Source organism: Brumimicrobium mesophilum, from assembly GCF_003025005.1.
GTDB classification, from domain to species: Bacteria; Bacteroidota; Bacteroidia; order Flavobacteriales_D; family Crocinitomicaceae; genus Brumimicrobium; species Brumimicrobium mesophilum.
In genome coordinates this window covers 58,063-76,546 of sequence record NZ_PVSS01000004.1, presented here as the reverse complement: position 1 = coordinate 76,546, position 18,484 = coordinate 58,063, and the positions used below count along the sequence as shown (strand labels likewise).

Here is an 18,484-nt window from a genome sequence, read left to right as displayed (position 1 = left end):
TGTCTGGATGAATTAATTATCTCCACACTCTTTACAATATATTTTTTTTATTTCTTCGTCATCTAAAATCTGAAAATTTAAAGCTGGATTATTAAAATAATTACAAAACTCATTACCTGAATAGCGTCTTATTTTTTCAAAGTAGTTCAAATATTGATTCCGGGGGAGTTTTAAATCTGTAAGATGGATAAGTTTCAAAAAGTTAATTAAATCTTCTGGATTCGTAGTTTGGTTTATTTTTCCTTTTGTTAGATTTAATGCATACTTATATTGCCAAAAGAAGGTGTAATAGGAAGCAATTTCGAATGTTTTATCTACATCTAGTCTAGCTGGTCGAATGTAACGTTTCACTTTATTGAAATAATAACTACTTTCTGAACGTGAACCTGTAGCCAGCCAATGACCCCAATCACTTTTTGTAGCTGTATTTAATAATATTCTGGCTTGTTGAACCCTGTCTATGTATTTCCATTTTCGTATTTTATCGTAAAAGGCTACTTTTTTATTTTTATACTCACCTAAAGTATATAGGTAATAATCTATAATTGCGAGAGATGTGTTTATTACTCGATCCTTTTCTTTCAGGGTGTCTAATGCTGAAAGATGGGTGCGAAATTCTTTCAATGATTCAATGGTTATCGTATCGGTTAAATACTTCATCAAAGCACGATTATGAAGAAGTTTATAATTCTTTTTATCATAAACGATTTCTACAGATTCAATCTCTTCATAAGACATTTTATCTGCCAACGCTAATCCATATTGTATACGCTGTAGTTTAATACTTTCATTGATGTTTTTTCTTGCAATAGAACGCTTCAATTTTTCGTTTACATTTTCTGCTGTATATTTTAAATCGTATTCACGTCGTGTGATAAGCTGAATATTTACATAACGATGATTTTTTAAAATGAATTCTAATTCATTACTCAGTTCTTTTTTTGCTAATTTTTCTTTCAATAAAGAGTCGTTGAATTCGCCAAGGTTTTCATAATCGGTGCCTATGATATCTTTCCTAAAGTCCTTAAAGTTTTCTGTAGCAATAACATCTACGAGAGAAGAATCAATCCCGATATTCATTATTGCTTTAAGAAGATACTCAGCTCTCTTTTCATAAAGTGAGGCGTTGTTTTCAGCAGTCCCCTCAATACTTGCCAATCCAATTATTTTAACTTTTGTCAATATCTCTTTATTTTTATTTACCAATCCTATGATTTCTGGTAGTATGCTGTCGTTTGGAGTAACATCAGATTTGTCAAAATATAACTGTTTGGAAAGCGTGTCTATTTGATATTCTTTTATAATTGCATCAGAAGGTTGAAATGCAAAGTTTATAGGAATTTTGACCTCAAAATCAGAAGGCATAACATTATACATTGTATTTGAACAAGGACGTTTATTTTGGATAACAACTAAGTTTACTTCAAAATCTTCATTGATGAAACTAGGCACCTTACCCAAAACGATTTTTGTATGACTAAACGGAATACCCATATAATCTTTTTTATATACAGGTTCTAAAAGTAGTCCTCGTACATTACTTAATCCGTTGTGATAAGAATTACTATCACATTTATATTGTGACTTTACGATTATATCAGCGGCTAATCCATCTCTCCAAGGATTGAAGAAACGCATACGTGTTCTGTTTATTGATGGTCGAGGAAGTAAGCCCCAAAGCATTCTTGGAGAAATAAATTTGTAAATAATAGTGCTATCTTCTAAGATAATAATCTGGCCTTGTGGAGCACGTACTTTACATCTCCAGCATCTCCAAGACCGGTCTGGCTTAAATTCAATTGTATCACGTTCTTTAGCATACTTATCCTTGTATTTTGAACCTCCGAACAACTGACAAGCGTAAATATCACCCTTTCCACCGATTGCAACGGATGTGAAACTTGTTTTGAAATTGGGGTTAATCATATTCGCATAGTGCGGTGGTGAGTTTTTCCAAGCTTGAACGAGTTTTTCGGCTAGTTTTTCGTAGGTATTGATTAGAGGAGAGTTTTTGTCATCCACGGAAGAATGTAGATTCAAATTATTCACTTGAACGTTTTCTCCAACACTATTAAATTGAGCACCATAGAAATCAACTCTGTTCTTAGGTGTCTTCTTTACTTTGAGCCGCTGATTATGAGTCAGTTTTTTCTTTTTTAACATATAAGCAGAATGGTCATCCGCGGCAAAAGACAAAGCAAACTCTGTCTTTACTGGATCAACCTTTGCTCTTTTTCTAAATGAATTTAATTCTTTCTGAATAAAATTATTAAGAATTGTGGGATCAATATTGTCCTTATTAAATGGTGTTTGTGCTATGCAGAAAAAACCATTCACGAGAAAAACGAATATTACTAAGTGTCTAAAACAAAAATATGTTAAAAAGTTAGATATCATTACTTAGTAGGTTCTTCTCTAGTTGCACACAACGATTCTTGTATGTTTTGTAGGGCATTGAAAAGCGCTTTGCTTCAGGTTTGCTCTAAGCCAAATTTACAATTTTGTTTTTACATTTTAATTGTTGTAAAGCCAAATTGTAAATTTGGCGGTGCTAGTAGGAAACCCAGACTCTTTACAAACCTCTGCACGCCCTATGAAATATACAAACTGTTGTACTCAGTTATTTATTCCAATTACATCTTTTCGTATTTCAAACCTCCAAGAAGTTCCAAATTTGTTGTCTAAATACATGAAAACTTCTTTGTTGTATTCGGTTTCGTTGTCACCCTTTAATCTTACGCAACCTTGGCTTATGAATGTTAATTTATATTTATTCTCAAATATGGTATCACTTGGTGTTACTGATGAACCTATTAAACCACCAGGCAATAGTAGTTTGATTTCATTATTCTTAATATCCTTTAAAGCACCTTTTTTGTTAAAATTGGATTTTAATAATTCATATAGAATCGCCTCATTACTACTTAATTCAATTGTTAGATTTGGAGTACTAGGTTTAAGTATTAGAATTGAATCATAATTGTAATATTCGGCCGATTTAATAATTAATTTTATTCTTTCAGACTGAATATTTTTAAAATGAAATTTCCCGTTTAAATCTGTTTGAGTTTGTTGTATAGTATCATTGTATTCAATACTAACATTAGCGAAGGGAATTTCTTCAGAGTTAGACTGATCAATTACTGTTCCTGTAAGTTTTTGTTGACCGCAAACACTAAAGGAAAACAGAAGGATATAGATAATATTGAATATTCTTTTATTCATTTTTGCAATTGAGTACAACGCTTGACTAAATTACTGTTTGCATTACTTTGCACAATGTAAATAGATAACCGCCAAAGCATTGTTTAGCCAAATTAATCATTTTTATTGTTCTAAACCATGTTTTGGTGTCACTTTCAGATATGTAAACCACTTAATTGTAAATGCAAATTGAATTTAGTTATTGTTGAACTAAACCGATTTGAAAATCGGTTTAGTTCAACAATTAGCTATGCGCATTGCGCATATATCGCCTGTATCTTCTCCATCAAATATAGCATTATTCTCAATGCAAAGGCATGTCACTCCGTCTATTTTCTATAGCTTATCGCAAGAAGATGAAAATAGATTATTCGCGTAAGCGTATATTATTCGAATAATTCTACGGCTAAGGTTTTTTGCAGGGGATTTGGCTCCGCAATAATTACGCATGAATTTTGTCAATTGAAAATTGAAGAGGAATAAACAGAAAAGGCATAAAAAAACCTACAAACATTTAAAAACACACGCTCAATATCAAAGCGTAAAACACCAAAATAATTTTTCAAAAACAAGGTATTCAATCGTTTTATTCATGCGTTTGGCGAGCTTACTTTGACTTACAGGAAGGCTTAGTTATTTAAGCAGTTTTTTTTCGTTCTGATTGATTTTTGTCGCACATATTAATATCCTAAATCATTAACTATTAATTTTACTTAAATCCGGATTCGTATCAATTACAACAGCATTAACAAGTTCTTTTTCAGTTGGAATTTGAAATTCAGTTTCCATAAAATCAAACATTCCTGGTGTGACTTCGAAAGAAAAAGTATCTCCCTTTTCTTTATTTCTGTTTAAAACACGTTTCCTTCTTATCGAATGATGAGCTTTAACGTAATGTAATTTTGTTGAGATATTTTGTTTTTTAGCTAAAGATTTAAAAAGTTCTCTTTTTGCTAATTTCATAAAACCAAGGTCAAGAATTACTATAGAACCTGACTTGGATATTTTTTCTGAAGTAGACCAAATTTGTTTTTCGCACCTTTCAACTCTTTCCATAATCCAACTCAAATTCATGGACTTAGGTAAGTCATCACCATACAATTTCCACATCCAATCATCAATGGATAAATGAACACCATTTGTTTCTTTCGATATTTTATTGGAATAGGTGGATTTTCCAGCACCTTGTGGACCAAAAACTATATGTATTTCACTCATTCTTATTGCTCTATTTTTAAATGCACTACAACGTGTGAATAAAAAACAAATGTTCTTTATTCACACGGTTGTCTCTTGATTCAAACCTAGCGGCCTGTAAAACAAGAACAGTTTCTGTTAAAACCTATACCCTATTCGCAAATGCATATTTAACTCTAATCCGCTTTCGTCTTCAGAATAACCTGCGCGTTCAGCAAATGTGTAACTGTATCCAACACCTATACCTGCTTCATAATTAAAATGATCCCCAATATTTCTTCTAATTCCCCAAGTAGGTATGATTGCGAAATCACTTACCACCGGAGCATTGTCAGTATTGAAAAGGGCAAATTCTGGATGATAACTTGTCTTTAAGGCAATAAAATTACCACTATTTCCATCAATTCTTTTTGAATTTTCAGAACGTTTTTTGAGGTTGTAATAAAACCTTGGCTCAAGCACTATAACTGGGGTTTGTATAAATGGAGAATCAAAATCATCATAATAAGTTGTTTCCCAAATACCAAAATCAAAACCAAGCTCCGTTCTCAAGGCAAAGGCATCTGATAGTTTTGCTTCATTATACACCCATAATCCTAACACTCCAGTTTGAATACCGAATGTTGACTTTTCTACACTTGCATTTTGAGACTTAGCAAATAAAGTTAATCCGCATAAAGTCAATGTTAATAAAATCCTTTTCATAATTTCTGTTTTTAAAATTTCTATTTTACAAAGTATCTCCCATTTCTATTTAGTGGAGAAGTGAATCAACTTTTGATCATTTACTCTGCTTTATCGTTTTGACATTGCAAAGATGAAGAGTAATAAAAGGTGAGTCGTTCTAAATTATAATTGAGAACTTAATAGTGAGATTTGAAACTTTTTATTTTCCCTTACTATTTTTCTTCTAATCGTAGTTTCATATTTCGTTGATGAAACGGAGTGCAAATCTCTGCTTTATGCCTTCAAAGCTCTACAATGAGTACCAATTTACATATCCGAACCAAGAACATGAGATTCGGAACTAATGATCACTTTGACCTCCATAATTTTGTGCCGGAAATAAAATTCAATTATAAATCAATAAAAACAAAAAAATGAAATCAATTGAAAAAAGTAACAAGTTAAAAATCAAAAAAGAGTTTAATCGTAGCGTAAAGAAAACTGGAGTATTAACAGTGTTTTCCTTCCTTATGTTGGCAAGTTCGTCAATGGCGCAAATAGGAGGAGGTAATGAATCGAAAATCAAGAACAGAAGTAACCACATAACGATAGAAGCAGGTACTGGAATTGGAAAACTGGAAGACAGTCAACTTACCAATGCTGAGATCACTTACAACTCACTGAGTTTACGATTGGGATATGAGTATCACTTGAAAAACGACTTCCGTTTTCAGCTTCATCTTAACAACGAATCTACTTTACTGAAACCAGAAAGTGAAAAAAGAGGTGTTCCTTACGTAGCATTTGAATCGCGTATTGGTTTCTTAGCACCGGTAGTTAATACTGAAGGAGGTTTCAAAATGCACCTGGGTAGTAACTATGGTTTCAGTACGCGATTTGCCAATTGGGTAAATAGTAGTCAATTTAGCGGTAATTTCAGCTCGATCACCTCGCATAACCTTAATGCAGCTGTACATTTAGAATATACGAAGAATAAATGGCGAACTTCATTGGGATTGAACATGCCATTAGTATCACACGTTTACCGATCAAATGATCCTAGCACAACAATTACAGGTGGAAACCTCTCTAAATTGTTTACAAATGGAGAATGGACATCAATCAATAAGTATCAAGTTCCAGAAATAGCGTTATCGGTAGGTTATAATGTTACCAATTTCTTGGAATTGAGTCTGAACTACAACTTTAAAGCGACTAACAACAATCTAGGAGCTGAAATCAGACAACTAGAAAATCAGGTGAGATTGGCAGCTATGATCAGCTTTTAAAATAATATCTAATATTTATTCAGACCTTATTCAGTGTCACCTTCAACGTGGCACTGAATTAAAGATTTCGTAATTAATAAGACATAATGCCCACAAAAGAAATTGACAAGGGGTAAACTTGATGCTACTCTTAGGTATTAACTGTCTATTTTTTATTCAATTTCAACCAATCTTTTGGTGTCATCCCTTCGGATTTTTTAAAGAAGACATTGAAAACTGATTTAGAATTGAAGCCGCTTTCATACGCTAGACCTAAAAGGGAAAGGTGGTTATTGGCAGGATTTAAGGCATTCTCTTTGAAGTGTTTCAAGCGTAAGCTGTTGATGTATTCATTAAAGTTTTGCCCAATTTGTTCATTTACCAACCAGGAAAGCTTATTGCTACTAATATCCACGTTTTCGGCTACCTCGCGTAAAGATAAAGATGGGTTTTGGAACCAATTTTCTTCCTTCATTCCTTTTTCCAAATTATTTAAAACCATATCTATTTCATCAGCTGACATTAAGGCTTTACTAGCGGGGATTTGTATTTGTACTTCTTGTTCAGAAGGTAATAGCTCTGCTCCGAAAGTAGCTTGCACCAAATCTTGGAATCGCTGATATTGGCGCAAAGGTTTAAGCAACGGAATATTCATAAAGTTAATGACTTGACCGCTATGCATTTTGATGTTTTCTTCCAGAAAATCCAATGCCATTGAGTGTTTCTCCAAATGAGTCAACAAAAAAAGTTGCCAGGGAAAAAGTGCTTGACCAAACTCTAGTTTAATCAGTGCGCCTGCCTTGCTGATATCAACATCTATCTTATCTTCCGGGTTCACTAACTTGTATAATACACGGCACTCTTCTGGTCGCTCTGCCAAAGGGGTTTTATCTAAAAAGTCATTTAGTTTTTCGTACTCTTTTGTAAGAATTAAGCACAACTGTTTTAGTGCAATAGCATGAGTAAAATCGGGATTGATACTCAAGGAGGTCTCAATACATTCCAAGGCTTTTGTATAATCCTCTTTTAAATAAAAAATATTCGCTTTGGTGAAATAATGATTTGGAGACAGCGGGTTTATTTTTAAAATATTGTTTGCATGCCATAATGCTTTTTCGAAAGAACCTTCTGCTGTGTATAATTCGCATAAACATTCTTCTGATTCTGTATAAGATGGATTCAGTTCTATTGCTTTTTGAAAAGATTGATGTGCATTAATAAAATCCCAATGCCCCCAAAAAGCCAATTCCCCTTTACTAAAATACCCCATATAGGATTGCTTGTCTAGCTTAAAACCTTTGCGAAGGTTCTCTTCTGACAATTGCAATAAGCTCTTATCATTTCCCCAGGATCCGTACAAGGCATAACTAAACGCCAAACCAAAGTAGGGCCAAGCAAATGAGGGGTCTATAGTAACACTTTGTTCATAGAGCTTTACTGAGTTTGCTATTCCTGGTCCATCCCACCTTAATTGCTGATGGCGACCTTTAAGATAAAGGTCGTAGGCTTCCATATTTTGAGTTGATGCTTCAATTAAATGTTCTTGAATTTCGAGATGACCAAAATTTTCTCGGATTTGGTCTGCAATGAGTATGCTTATTTCATCTTGTACTGCAAATATGTCCTCTAAATCCCGATCGAAATTTTGTGACCAGAAATGAGTACCGTCATCAGTACTGATCAACTGCGCTGTAATACGCACCTTGTTATTCGCTTTCCTAACACTCCCTTCCAAAACTGTACTTACCCCTAGTTGATCCCCTATGGTTCGTACATCTATATTTTTATTTTTAAAGGCAAAAGAGGAGGTTCGGGCAATAACTTTCAACCCCTTAACAGTGGTTAGTGCATTGATGATTTCTTCTGTAATACCATCGCTGAAGTATTCGTTCTCTTCATCGGTACTCATATTCACAAAAGGGAGAACCACAATTGACTTGTTAGACGTTGATATGAATTGATGTTTGCTCACTTTTTCGATGCTATAACTGGACTTATGTTTGCTGACATTGGAATTGATATTTTCCTACAAATCGGATACCACGTTAATCAGCCTAAAGCCCGTTAATACAAAGTTAAGCAATAATTTAAAATAGAGAGGATTAGGCTAGGATTATTTATCATTCGAAACGGCTCGACAGCAGTGTTTTATAGTTATTCATAAAGTAGTTATTATCAAGTGTTACTTAATTGATTGCTTACTCAAACAGGTTCCGATTTATAATTCAGAACGCATACTTCTATATCCGAACGTTTTATCATTTGGCTTGCGCTAGATTTGTAGTCGAATAACAAACACGAATAGTATGATGAAATCAATCATTGTAAATGCGTATGGAGGACCAGAGGTACTCAAATTAAAAAACATTGAAAAACCAACTCCAAAAACAAATGAAGTATTAGTTAAGATCAAAGCAACTGCTGTAACAAGAGCGAGTGTGATGATGAGGACTGGGACCCCCTATTTTGGTCGTGTATTTACGGGTATTTCAAAACCTAAAATAAAGACACCAGGTACTGATCTTGCTGGAATTGTCGACGCTGTTGGTAAAGAAGCAAAAAAATTTAAAGTTGGTGATAAAGTAATGGCGGCTACAGATTTAAAATGTGGTGCTTATGCAGAATACATTTGCTTGTCTGAGGACGATATGATCTTACACCAACCAGAAAATGTTTCAGCAGAAGAAGCTACGGGGATTATTGATGGTGGCAGCACCGCTTTGGCTTTCTTGACGGATCAAGTGAATATTCATAAGGGTAGTAAAGTATTGATAAATGGTGCGTCAGGAAGTATTGGTACGGCAGCGATTCAACTGGCAAAAACTGCTGGTGCGAACGTTACTGCTTTATGTAGTGGAAAAAATGCCGAACTGGTTAAAGGGCTCGGTGCAGATCATGTACTAGATTACACGAAAGATGAACTTGCTAGGTGTGATACTCAGTTTGACGTAATCTTTGATACTGTTGGAAAACTATCATATAGAAAAACGAAAAATAAGCTCTCTACTCAAGGAGTATTTCTCACGCCGGTGTTAGCGCTTTCGGCCCTTTTTCACATGTTATTTGTGAACCCATTTTCAAAGAAGAAATTAAAGTTCGCTGCTACAGGACTGCGTAAACAAGAGCAAAGGATGCGAGATTTTGAGAAAATAAAAAATCTTATCGCCACCAATAAATTAAAAACGGTGATCGATAAAGTATACGCTTTGGATCAAATTCAAGAGGCACATAAATACGTTGATACAGGACATAAGCGCGGAAATGTTATTGTAAAAATAGCCTAATACATATTGTTTAACCTTTGAAAAATCAGAGAAATGAGAAAAATGGCACTATTAGGAGGGATGGGGTACTTGGTGATCTTTGTCACTGGTATTTTTGCCAACTTCTTCGTCCTAGAAGAATTAAAAGTAGTAGGAGATGAAAAAATGACATTTCTAAACTTTGTAAATAATCAGTCACTCGTTGTAATGGCTTTTATTGCCTTGATAGGAATGGTTGTGTTTGATGTAATATTGACATGGGTATTGTTTGTCTTATTCAAGAAACAAGAACCAAAACTGTCAAAGATTACGGCTTGGTTCAGGTTCATAAATGCATTGGCATTTGGAGTCGCATTGTTACACTTTACTACAATATTAAACTTGATTTCAAATCCTGTTTCAAAATCTGGAGCAACACGAGAAATGACATTAGCCTTGGAGGGATTTAATGATGTTTGGTTAATTGGATTGGTGTTTTTTGGCATTCATTTAATCTTATTGTCGGTTTTATTATGCAAATCAGGTAGAGTGGGTAAAATTATTCCAGCGCTATTAATGATAGCAGGTATTGGTTATATTGTAGATACAGCACTTCAGTTTGGGTACTCAGATTATACAAGTATTGCGGATATTTCAGCGCTTGTTGTTGTGTTGCCTGGAATTATTGGTGAATTATCACTGACATTCTGGTTGCTTTTTAAGGCAGAAAAAAATAAAAAAGATGGCTTAATTATTTAGGGTTGGCCGCCTAAAATAAATCAATTATTTAATTTAAAATAAGTACAATGAAAAAGGTAAGATTAATGATTATTGGTACAGTATTACTAGGAATGACCTCATGTGTAAGCATGCTAGAGAGCATGGATATTAACTGCGATGAGGACAGGTTAGATTCAAGAAAAGGCAAAAGTTTTGAGTTTTCTATAGACTCAAATTGTGAATAGACAATATTCGCTTTTGTTAGGAATCAGTCAGCTTTAAGCTGGCCGATTTTTATTTTAATTAAACTTAGCTATTACTCGGTAATAATTATTCCTTTTTCAATTTCTATTAAACTCGGTTCCTCAAACCAACTTTCCATAAAATCAAAATTTTCTTGAGTCACTTCAAATTCGAAAGTAGCCCCTTTTTCGTTATTCCTTTTCATAACTCGCTTCAAACGTGTTTCTTTAGATATGTTCAAATAATGGAGTTTTAAATCATATCCATGTGAGTTAGCTATTGCTCTGAATTTTTCACGATGTTTGAATTTTGAGAAACCCAAATCGAGAATAGTATCAGTATTTGCAGACTCCAATTGATGGATTAAATCTATTATTATTTCTTCTGCTCTTTCTATCCGTTCTAAAAACCATTCTAAACCATCACTTTCTTTTTTATCTGCAAGAAAAAGCGTCTTATTCCATTTATCAATTGAAAAAACAACTCCGTTCGTTTCATTTTTTAATTTGGCCGAATAGGTTGTTTTTCCAGATCCTGTATTTCCAACTATTAAATGTATCATGTCAATTTACATTTTTGATTTTGTAAGTTTGATTCACCGTCCATCATTTGAGCCATACCTCAAAAGATTTGTCTCATTCATTTTTTAGCTACTATTAGCCTTTTTTCAACTCTAGCATTTTACTCTTATAGTATTCATTATCATTTAATTCAACAGATTTTTGCAATCTCTTTTGCGGTTTCCCAATGTGGTTTAGTAGGTCCATAAACGAACGCTCCTACGTGTATGAATGTTAAAAGGTTTTCGGAATTTTCGTCAAATCCTATTTCTGAAATTGTGGAATCGGAAATTTCAAACCTCCGCAATAAATATTTTTTGAAAAATCGACCACCTGGTAGATGAATAACTTCCCTTCTTAATTTTGCAAAGTTTATAGGATTCTCACTAAAAATTCTTTTAATTCCTTTTAGCCTGATGACTAATAGCGTTATGTAATATGTTATACTTTGCGTCATTGTTTTTACTAGGTAACCGATAGAATAAGCGCGGTAACGAACTACACGCACTCACTTTGACTTACAATATACTTAATCAAATGTAATAACTGTTTTATTTTTCAATGTCTTTAAACGACTATTCTATTTACTTCATTTGGAAAAGTAGAAAAATTGAAAGTGGGAAATGGCTGTTTGAATAAATTATTTCAAAATAACTTCTTCAATCATCTCATTTTGGGCGCTGTTTTGAACATGTTTTGAGTCTTCAATTAGCACAGTATGCTTTAATGATGGAAATATTTTCGACGCGCGTTTGAGCATTTTCTTACCAGGAAAAATAATGTCATCTTTTGCGGCAAAAATAGTGATTGGGGTTTTTATTTCCTTCGCCTTCTTAGCGTCAATAACTGGTACTGGAGTGAAGTCCATTTCAAACTCTAAAAATACAAGAGAGAGTTGATTTATGGCAAATTCGTCTTTCTTTGTAAAAACTTCATCCAAAAACTTTTCAACGTATTTTTGCTTTTTTGTCTTCATATATCGCTTCATAGGAATAAAGAACTTAAACAATGCCTTTAATTGACTTCCATTAGCAATATATGCAGGCGCACTCAAATACACCTCTTTTACTTTACTTTCGTCATATTCAAGTGTTTTCAAAATCACCAAACCACCAAACGAAAATCCAGCCATTTCAACAGAGTCAAAGCTAAAGTGATTAATGACTTCAGTCATCCATTCTCCATAGGAATCATCTTTCATATTTAATCGTGTGCCCTCACTCTTATTCGGTTGAGCCAGAACATCAACTGCATATAACCTATACTTTTTATGAAGGTTTTGACACGTTTCAAGTGCTATTGGAGCTGATCCATTTGATCCATGTACCAAAATCATAGGAGGTTTAGTTGCATCCCCAGTTACTATAACATTAGTTTTCCCATATTTTGTATCAACAGTTTCATAATGATAGTCAATGGTTAAACTTTCTAATTTTTCATCGTACAAATCGATAATTTTCTTTTTACCTGCTTCTGATTTAAATAAGGACTTCATTTCTGTGTTTTTTTGAGTTATGCCGGATGTCGAACAGCTAATAATTAACAATAATATTATTGCTTTTTTCATGTTATTCATATATTTAGGACAAATTTACTAATAATATTTAATTTAGGACGAGTTTACTAATGAATAAAACAAAAAAAAAGAATATTAGACACAGCACTAAAACTCTTTAATGAGATTGGCTACCAGCAAGTAACAATAAGAATGATTGCGCTAGAACTTAAAATGAGTTCAGGAAATCTTAACTATCATTTCAAAAAAAGGGAAGATATACTAGAGGCATTATACTTTCAAATGGTCACAGAATTTGATCAAAGGGTGAAAGATTTAGCGGAAACTGATATTTCTTTTCAACAAATTAAAACGGATATTGGTTCAAGCATGGAGCGGATGGTTCAATACAAGTTTATATGGACCGACATGTATAATTTACTCATGCTCAATGATAAAATTTTTGAGCATTTCGCTACAGTCAATAAAAAGAGAATTGAAGGAAACTTGTATCTCTTTAATCACTTAACTAATATGGGACTGATGCGAAAAGCAGAATTTCCCAGAGAATATGAAATGCTTGCCCAGAGAATGGTGAACTTTGGCGATACTTGGATATATTCCTCTGAAATATATCGATTAAAAAACACAAAGGAATTTATAGACAGTCAGCGAAATACCATGTTAGCTATGCTATATCCTTATCTTACAACTGAAGGAAAGAAAGAATACTTGAAGAATATTTAAAAGGAGCCTTAATAATTAGGAAGTAATTGTTTCTGTGATGTTTTTTACTATCGATTTTCACAAAATCTATAACCAATACTAACTTGAAATGCTAGGCTCCCCCCTATTTCATCGAAAAATATTTGACTTTTAAAGGCGTCATAAGGAACTTCACTTTTTTTATCAAAAGTGAAAGCTCCAAGACTGACATTTGTTCCAATAGAAGCATTTTTAAAAGGGATAATTTCAAAACCATACCCTCCATGAACAAAGAGGTAATTGTAAGCAGTGGGATAATATGTTTTTTTGACGTTATTCACATACGTAATTCGAGAAATAAAGAACATATTAAACTTTTCATCACGCCCATTGGGAAAATATTTGTAGTTAATTTCACCACTTAGAAGCTTATCGATTTGTCTGCCAAATGGATTAAATCCCATTCCGAGTTCGAACTGACTTTTCCCATTAAAATAAATAATACTGGGCACAATTCGAATTGGATCAAGTTCTCCATTCAAGCTGGAGTTTATTGCAAATCCAAAACCATTTGGAGTATCTTGTGACTGGACGGGAGTACTAAAAGTAAACAATCCAAGTAATGTTATGATGATATATTGTTTCATAGTCACTGGTGTTTTACTGAGCATTTTCTACAGCGCCAACAATTCTACTATATATTTTTTCTAATTTGAGCCAAAAGATTTCCTTACCGCTTGTATTCACAAATTGAACAACTATCGCATCAATGTCACTGTGGTATCGAGCAATACTGGTGTATCCTGGTAACCAACCTGTGTGTTCATAAGCATATACAGAGGAATAAATTGTTTGTTCTTCCTCATTGAATAATGTTCCATCGATTAGTGCTCGCAAAAAGATTCCAACATCTTCAGCAGTCGCAACCATGCTTCCACCAGGCAGAGGGTGATCCCAGGACTTTAAGTCGGGATCCCAGCCGATTAAATAACCACTCATTACCTTGCTTGTGTCGGAATCATGGTAGTCATTAAACGTGTTCACTAAATTTAATGGATCAAGTATTTCTGCTTGGATATAATCATGATGTGAATAACCCAAGGATCTATCCATTAGCTCTGCTAACAATAGATAGTTAGAATTAGAATAACTGTATTTTTTATTGGGTTTAAAATCTGCTTCCTTATCAAAAACCCTAGCCATAAAGGACATGTATTCATCATAATTTTCACCGTCAATTTCAGGTTCATGAGACCAGTCTCTTATTCCACTACGATGTTGCAGCATCATTCTAAGCGTTATTTGGTCTGCATATGCTATACGATTTTTCACTTCTGGAATATGCTCAACCAATGTTTCTTCAAGATCAAATTCTCCCAAAGCAACAAGTTTTGACATAGCTGCAGCAATATAGAGTTTACTTATACTGGCAATTTTGAACAGATCATATGGATCGGCCTCTATTTGCTGCTCTCGATTATTGAATCCAGCACTGTAAAAGGAAGATTTTCCAGATTGATTCACATATACAATCATTCCGTCAAATCCACTGTCAACAGCCTCTTCCATTTCCTCCTGAATGGATCGAGACCTGTGTAAAAGATCCTTTGAACAACCAATTAATAAAGTGAATATAAGAATGACTCCTAAAATGGTGTTGACATAGCTTTTGATTTGTCTATTTTTCAAAATCTCACTTCTTTATTTATCAATTAAATCCCAGCAATTGCCGGGATTTAATTGATAAAAATTAATCTTCTTACTATTGCTTTACAAGCTTCCTATTCAGTATCTCCCCATTACCAAACAATACTTGCACGGAATAAACTCCTTTAGATAAGCCACTCATGTCTATCGCGTACTCGTTGTTTTGTTTCTCATTAAGAACTGGAGTATAATTCCTTCCATCCATCGCGTATATAGCTACCGAATTAATTCTTTTATTAGCACTTATGTAGAAATCTCCATTCGTTGGATTGGGAAATAGAATCAAGTCAGCTGGTTCTTGATCTTCTATAGAAGCCACACCAGATGTCATCACCATGCTGCAATCATAACTAATTGAATCGTTGTAATAGGCTTGAGCAGCGTCTGCCACTTGAAACAACTCTGTTACACTTTCTAAATGACTCGTTTGACTATCGGCGAAAACAATTGCAAAATGATAGCACTTTGTCTCTCCTGGAGCAAGATCAATAGGCTGAACACTCATCGTCCCTTGTTGGTCTGTTCCAGTTTCGCCTAGTTGATGCTGTGATTCAGAACCTAAAGCATTTGGATCCCCTGAGTACATGAAAAAAGTAGGATTACCTTGACTGTCCAAATTTATTGAACCGTTACTTCCTCTCCCAGTCATATTGAATCTAAGTTGCGATAAGAAATCAACATCATGGCTACCTCCATCCGTAATTTTATTTGTTGCGTAAAGTTCTTCACTTAAAGATACTATTCCCACAGCTGGAGGATTCACTCCATAACCAATTGCCCCTCCACTAGATTGATCGGTATTTGTGCTATTATAAGCGTAATAGAGGTTTTTACTGACGTTCGTCCCAATAAAATCATCGTTTGGATTCCCTAAGTCAAAATCTGAGAACAAGCCCCATTGGAAATTAATTAGTGTTTCATTTGATTTATTTGTTACACGATACATGATAAACGTAACGTTCTCAAGTTCATCACTATTTACCTGATAAGCTGAGTAATTAACTTCAATCGCTTGTGTTTCAGGATTCAGAATGTTTGGAGTCACGATACTATCATAATTATAAACACTTGAGTAACTTTCTTCCCCAAAATGAAGTGGGTAATCGCCGTCCATAGGTGAATAAACGTTGTCAGCATTGACATCATAAAAAGGAACCATGTATGGAGAAGAATTCAACGAGCTATTTCCATATGCAGGCCAATTCGCTACCTTTTGAGAAGGAATATATCCGCTACTTGCCCAGTTGCTAATGTGATTATTAACAACACTATCGTGCATATGAAAGAACACACTATGTTGAGTATGCCACGGATCTGAGTAATCATTTACTACAGGACCATTAAACCCTCCAGAATTTAAGGAGAAATTAGAGTGATTCCCTATCAACTGTCCTGATGCTAATTCAGCAGTGAAAATCGGACTCACCATGTAAAGAGCGTTTTTTCCTGAACCTTTAGGCACTTCATACGCAGCTTGCCCAGTAAAAGGGTCATAACCGAGAGCACCATTTGACATCAGCATCGTTCGAACATTGTTATGTTCCAAATTAACTAAACCCACCTGACTCATTGTAAATAGAGCGGCGTTCAAGAATAAAAAAGTGATTGTTGTTTTCATAGTTTTGTATTTTTATTGTGTTTATTAATTACGTGACAAATTTAGAATGAGACTCAGTCCTTTCTAAGAACAAATGATAAATTCAAACAAAAAGATTAATCATTGCTCAACCTATTTAAATCAAGCGTTTGATTATCTGATATGTCATTTTTTAGTTTGGGGTTCTCAGTACCTAAACTGATAGTGGTAAATAACACACCTAGCATCAAAATTGCTGTTGCAGCTCGTTTTCAAAACAAATGTACAGCATGAGCTTCCAAGAAAAGTTCTGATTTACAGAAAGAAGTCCTAAATTATAAATCCGAACCCATTACATTGAATAATGAGATTAAAGCTTGATGTTTAGATAAAAATCGGTAAAAATCTGAATCAATTATGTGACTAATGCACTCATAATACTCAAACGGAAGCGAAACTCGTAATTCGCCATATTACTCTTTTTTATTGTTTATTTCGATTTGATTCTTAGCCTGCATGATCCATACTCACAATTACATTTCCTCTTTTATGTCCTTTCTCAACATATGAGTGAGCTTCGGCCATTTTGGCTAAAGGGTAAATCCTGTCTATTACAGGTTTAATTTTCTCTTGTTCAACCAGTATTTTCAAATTTAGAAAAGCGTCTTTAGGAGTTAACGGAATTCCATGATCAATTGAAATGTATTTCCCATTTGGACAAAGCGCTTTTTTACTTTTTTCTTTAAGTGTGGAAGATTTTGAATTTCCAACTGCATCAAGAACATAATTATAATTTTCTAATTTTAAATCAGCATCTTTTGCCGTATAATCAATCTCTAAATCACTTCCCAAAGACTTTACTAAATCAAAGTTCCTTCCGCTGCAAACACTGGTAACAATCGCTCCGGCATTCTTTGCTAATTGTATTGCCATGCTACCTATGCTCCCTGAAGCTCCATATACTAAAACTTTATCGCCCTTTTTTATGTCGGTCTTACTCAACAAATGTGAGGCAAGTAATCCACCATACGGAATTGCTGCTGCCTCATTATGACTTATGTTTATAGGCTTATGAGCGATGTGCCAGTCTTCAGGTAAACATATATATTCTGCATACGAACCGAAATGACGTTTTGTTGGTGAAACCGAACCATAAGCAAAAACCTCATCACCAATGTTAAATGAAGACACGCGTTTTCCCTTGCTCTCAATAATACCTGATGATACCATACCTAAAATCGGTTTTCTTGGTTTTCCAAAACCGAAAACACATTGAAGAATAAACTTTGAAATAGGAGACTCCTGCATTCTTCGAATAAGTACATCACTGGTTGTAACAGAAGTAGCGTGAATCCTAATAAGAACTTCATTTTCCTTTGGAGTTGGCTTTTCAACTTCTGTTAATACTAAGTTTTCTGGGCCTCCATATTTTAAACATTTAATTGCTTTCATAATTTTCTTTTTGGATTAATACCTATTGCTTTTCAAAGGTGAATTTGTAACGATAAAGTGTTTCTTCATCGTAGGCTTGCTCAATGCTTAATTGAGATAACTTGGTTTTTACCTTATCAACCAATTGCTTTTGAGTTCCTGTAATTTCCGTAATTTCAATTTCACCCTCACAGATGTGGAAACTTACCACCACAAAATCTTTGAACTCTTCCTCCAATTCTACTTTGCTTAAATCAAGAATTAACTTGTCTGTAATTTCATTTTTTAGTTTCGGGTTCTCCGCTCCTAAACTGATAGTGGTAAATACCACTCCAGCAATGACCATTAACTTTTCCATGTTTTTTGTTTTTAATTTGGCTGCACCCTTTCAAAGAAATACTACTGTTACAGCTCATTTACAGGACAAATGTATTGCTAAGTCTTCCAAGAAAAGTTCGGTTTTTCAGGTA

Annotated in this window: 18 protein-coding genes; 5 read left to right on the top strand and 13 right to left on the bottom strand. The window is 34.1% G+C overall.

The genetic code is table 11. From position 1 onward, the window contains the following. Window positions 1–12: 12 nt before the first annotated feature. The 4 genes from C6368_RS05035 to C6368_RS05020 form a co-directional block, all read right to left on the bottom strand. A complete protein-coding gene (locus C6368_RS05035; RefSeq protein WP_107038099.1) occupies window positions 13–2,397 on the bottom strand; it encodes a CAP domain-containing protein in 2,385 nt (794 codons plus the stop codon). 219 nt (window positions 2,398–2,616) lie between these two features. Further along, the gene (locus tag C6368_RS05030) at window positions 2,617–3,225 is read right to left on the bottom strand and encodes an FEKKY domain-containing protein (protein ID WP_107038098.1); all 609 of its coding nucleotides are present in this window, start codon (window positions 3,223–3,225) and stop codon (window positions 2,617–2,619) included. Between the two features lie 675 nt (window positions 3,226–3,900). Then, window positions 3,901–4,422, bottom strand: coding sequence for an AAA family ATPase (locus C6368_RS05025; RefSeq protein WP_107038097.1), 522 nt, complete (start codon window positions 4,420–4,422; stop codon window positions 3,901–3,903). Window positions 4,423–4,539: 117 nt separating this feature from the next. Then, complete coding sequence (locus C6368_RS05020) at window positions 4,540–5,106, bottom strand: hypothetical protein (RefSeq protein WP_107038096.1); 567 nt, start codon at window positions 5,104–5,106, stop codon at window positions 4,540–4,542. A 395-nt stretch (window positions 5,107–5,501) separates the two neighbouring features. Between C6368_RS05020 and C6368_RS05015 the strand changes: the two genes are divergently transcribed. Continuing rightward, window positions 5,502–6,356 carry a hypothetical protein gene (locus C6368_RS05015; RefSeq protein WP_107038095.1) on the top strand — a complete coding sequence of 285 codons (855 nt, stop codon included), beginning with the start codon at window positions 5,502–5,504 and terminating at the stop codon, window positions 6,354–6,356. Between the two features lie 145 nt (window positions 6,357–6,501). Here C6368_RS05015 and C6368_RS05010 read toward each other — a convergent pair whose 3' ends face one another. Then, window positions 6,502–8,244, bottom strand: a complete 1,743-nt coding sequence (locus C6368_RS05010; RefSeq protein ID WP_107038094.1) for a helix-turn-helix domain-containing protein — start codon at window positions 8,242–8,244, stop codon at window positions 6,502–6,504. Between the two features lie 397 nt (window positions 8,245–8,641). Here C6368_RS05010 and C6368_RS05005 point away from each other — a divergent pair, with 397 nt between their 5' ends. Genes C6368_RS05005 through C6368_RS17250 form a run of 3 tightly spaced genes read left to right on the top strand, consistent with a single transcriptional unit; the run spans window position 8,642 to window position 10,542 of the window. Beyond that, window positions 8,642–9,619, top strand: a complete 978-nt coding sequence (locus C6368_RS05005; protein ID WP_107038093.1) for an NAD(P)-dependent alcohol dehydrogenase — start codon at window positions 8,642–8,644, stop codon at window positions 9,617–9,619. A gap of 42 nt (window positions 9,620–9,661) precedes the next feature. Further along, window positions 9,662–10,336: a DUF4386 domain-containing protein gene (locus tag C6368_RS05000; RefSeq protein ID WP_159038444.1), complete on the top strand. Its 675-nt coding sequence runs from the start codon at window positions 9,662–9,664 to the stop codon at window positions 10,334–10,336. A 47-nt stretch (window positions 10,337–10,383) separates the two neighbouring features. Then, the gene (locus C6368_RS17250; protein WP_159038443.1) at window positions 10,384–10,542 is read left to right on the top strand and encodes a hypothetical protein; all 159 of its coding nucleotides are present in this window, start codon (window positions 10,384–10,386) and stop codon (window positions 10,540–10,542) included. 71 nt (window positions 10,543–10,613) lie between these two features. Here C6368_RS17250 and C6368_RS04995 read toward each other — a convergent pair whose 3' ends face one another. From C6368_RS04995 to C6368_RS04985, 3 genes are all read right to left on the bottom strand, one after another. Next, complete coding sequence (locus tag C6368_RS04995; RefSeq protein ID WP_107038091.1) at window positions 10,614–11,102, bottom strand: AAA family ATPase; 489 nt, start codon at window positions 11,100–11,102, stop codon at window positions 10,614–10,616. A gap of 149 nt (window positions 11,103–11,251) precedes the next feature. Beyond that, entirely contained in the window at window positions 11,252–11,557 is a 306-nt protein-coding gene (locus C6368_RS04990) for a hypothetical protein (protein WP_159038442.1), read from the bottom strand. A 183-nt stretch (window positions 11,558–11,740) separates the two neighbouring features. Next, on the bottom strand, window positions 11,741–12,595 hold the full coding sequence (locus C6368_RS04985; RefSeq protein WP_107038273.1) for an alpha/beta fold hydrolase: 855 nt from the start codon (window positions 12,593–12,595) through the stop codon (window positions 11,741–11,743). Between the two features lie 135 nt (window positions 12,596–12,730). Here C6368_RS04985 and C6368_RS04980 point away from each other — a divergent pair, with 135 nt between their 5' ends. Next, entirely contained in the window at window positions 12,731–13,342 is a 612-nt protein-coding gene (locus C6368_RS04980) for a TetR/AcrR family transcriptional regulator (RefSeq protein WP_317045968.1), read from the top strand. 47 nt (window positions 13,343–13,389) lie between these two features. On the opposite strand, the gene C6368_RS04975 is transcribed toward C6368_RS04980, so the two are convergent. From C6368_RS04975 to C6368_RS04955, 5 genes are all read right to left on the bottom strand, one after another. Further along, the gene (locus C6368_RS04975; RefSeq protein WP_159038440.1) at window positions 13,390–13,947 is read right to left on the bottom strand and encodes a hypothetical protein; all 558 of its coding nucleotides are present in this window, start codon (window positions 13,945–13,947) and stop codon (window positions 13,390–13,392) included. Between the two features lie 13 nt (window positions 13,948–13,960). Continuing rightward, the gene (locus C6368_RS04970; RefSeq protein ID WP_234369090.1) at window positions 13,961–14,989 is read right to left on the bottom strand and encodes a serine hydrolase domain-containing protein; all 1,029 of its coding nucleotides are present in this window, start codon (window positions 14,987–14,989) and stop codon (window positions 13,961–13,963) included. A 73-nt stretch (window positions 14,990–15,062) separates the two neighbouring features. Further along, window positions 15,063–16,625 (bottom strand): T9SS type A sorting domain-containing protein, encoded by a 1,563-nt coding sequence (locus C6368_RS04965; protein WP_107038086.1) that lies wholly within the window; start codon window positions 16,623–16,625, stop codon window positions 15,063–15,065. A gap of 465 nt (window positions 16,626–17,090) precedes the next feature. Further along, window positions 17,091–18,035 carry an NAD(P)-dependent alcohol dehydrogenase gene (locus C6368_RS04960; RefSeq protein ID WP_107038085.1) on the bottom strand — a complete coding sequence of 315 codons (945 nt, stop codon included), beginning with the start codon at window positions 18,033–18,035 and terminating at the stop codon, window positions 17,091–17,093. A 22-nt stretch (window positions 18,036–18,057) separates the two neighbouring features. Beyond that, a complete protein-coding gene (locus tag C6368_RS04955) occupies window positions 18,058–18,372 on the bottom strand; it encodes a hypothetical protein (protein ID WP_107038084.1) in 315 nt (104 codons plus the stop codon). Window positions 18,373–18,484: the final 112 nt, after the last annotated feature.

Excerpts from the sequence above, each read along its gene's own strand:
- C6368_RS05025 (WP_107038097.1), bottom strand. The coding sequence starts at position 4,422 with ATGAGTGAAATACATATAGTTTTTGGTCCACAAGGTGCTGGAAAATCC.
- C6368_RS04965 (WP_107038086.1), bottom strand. The coding sequence starts at position 16,625 with ATGAAAACAACAATCACTTTTTTATTCTTGAACGCCGCTCTATTTACA.
- C6368_RS05030 (WP_107038098.1), bottom strand. The coding sequence starts at position 3,225 with ATGAATAAAAGAATATTCAATATTATCTATATCCTTCTGTTTTCCTTT.
- C6368_RS04995 (WP_107038091.1), bottom strand. The coding sequence starts at position 11,102 with ATGATACATTTAATAGTTGGAAATACAGGATCTGGAAAAACAACCTAT.
- C6368_RS05015 (WP_107038095.1), top strand. The coding sequence starts at position 5,502 with ATGAAATCAATTGAAAAAAGTAACAAGTTAAAAATCAAAAAAGAGTTT.
- C6368_RS05000 (WP_159038444.1), top strand. The coding sequence starts at position 9,662 with ATGGCACTATTAGGAGGGATGGGGTACTTGGTGATCTTTGTCACTGGT.
- C6368_RS04985 (WP_107038273.1), bottom strand. The coding sequence starts at position 12,595 with ATGAAGTCCTTATTTAAATCAGAAGCAGGTAAAAAGAAAATTATCGAT.
- C6368_RS04955 (WP_107038084.1), bottom strand. The coding sequence starts at position 18,372 with ATGGAAAAGTTAATGGTCATTGCTGGAGTGGTATTTACCACTATCAGT.
- C6368_RS05005 (WP_107038093.1), top strand. The coding sequence starts at position 8,642 with ATGATGAAATCAATCATTGTAAATGCGTATGGAGGACCAGAGGTACTC.
- C6368_RS05020 (WP_107038096.1), bottom strand. The coding sequence starts at position 5,106 with ATGAAAAGGATTTTATTAACATTGACTTTATGCGGATTAACTTTATTT.
- C6368_RS04990 (WP_159038442.1), bottom strand. The coding sequence starts at position 11,557 with ATGACGCAAAGTATAACATATTACATAACGCTATTAGTCATCAGGCTA.
- C6368_RS05010 (WP_107038094.1), bottom strand. The coding sequence starts at position 8,244 with ATGAGTACCGATGAAGAGAACGAATACTTCAGCGATGGTATTACAGAA.
- C6368_RS04960 (WP_107038085.1), bottom strand. The coding sequence starts at position 18,035 with ATGAAAGCAATTAAATGTTTAAAATATGGAGGCCCAGAAAACTTAGTA.
- C6368_RS17250 (WP_159038443.1), top strand. The coding sequence starts at position 10,384 with ATGAAAAAGGTAAGATTAATGATTATTGGTACAGTATTACTAGGAATG.
- C6368_RS05035 (WP_107038099.1), bottom strand. The coding sequence starts at position 2,397 with ATGATATCTAACTTTTTAACATATTTTTGTTTTAGACACTTAGTAATA.
- C6368_RS04975 (WP_159038440.1), bottom strand. The coding sequence starts at position 13,947 with ATGAAACAATATATCATCATAACATTACTTGGATTGTTTACTTTTAGT.